The 632-nt window shown below is 60.3% G+C and carries 1 protein-coding gene and 1 pseudogene; both read left to right on the top strand.

The window, feature by feature from the left end; translation table 11 throughout:
- Positions 1-285: pseudogene (locus RVY79_RS16945) on the top strand (hypothetical protein); the annotation flags it as partial.
- A gap of 118 nt (positions 286-403) precedes the next feature.
- Positions 404-632: dihydrodipicolinate synthase family protein (locus RVY79_RS16940; RefSeq protein WP_317465635.1), on the top strand; the 229-nt coding region annotated here is incomplete at its 3' end.

The raw sequence follows: 632 nt of genomic DNA, 5'->3' as shown, positions 1-632 counted from the left end.
ACCAATTACCTGCATCGGCCGCTGTGGCCGCAGCTGTTGGCGGCGGTTGCGCCGGGTGGGCGCCTGATCTACGAAACTTTTGCCATCGGAAACGAAACTGTCGGGAAACCGTCCAACCCGGCATTCTTGCTGTTGCCAGGTGAGCTGCTCAGCGCAGTGCAAGGGCAATTGCGTGTAATCGGCTACGAAGACGGCTTCATCTCGTCGCCTCGAGACGCTTACGTGCAGCGGGTTTGCGCGGTGCGCGAGCGCTCGGATGACGTGGTGCCCCGGTACGTACTTTGAAGTTGCTGACGACTGCGGCTTACCCGTCTCTTGGCGGGCATCCGATGTGGCGAATTCGCTTTGACGATCCGGTACAATCCGACTGTTAACGTTGACGCTTTTGTTTGCTTTCGAAACCATGACCCAGATTTCCGGCAGTCTCGTCGCCATCGTCACGCCCATGCACGAGGACGGCAGCCTTGATTACCCGTCCCTGCGCAAGCTCATCGATTGGCACATCGCCGAAGGGACCGACGGCATCGTCATCGTCGGCACCAGCGGTGAATCCCCGACGGTGTCGGTGGAAGAGCACCGTGAGCTGATCCGCGTGGCGGTCGAGCAGGCCAACAAGCGCGTCCCAATCATCG

This window comes from Chromohalobacter sp. HP20-39 (genome assembly GCF_033052815.1).
In the GTDB taxonomy this organism is placed as follows: domain Bacteria; phylum Pseudomonadota; class Gammaproteobacteria; order Pseudomonadales; family Halomonadaceae; genus Chromohalobacter.
The sequence above is the reverse complement of the archived record's forward strand: the minus strand, read 5'-3'. Positions and strand labels throughout refer to the sequence as shown.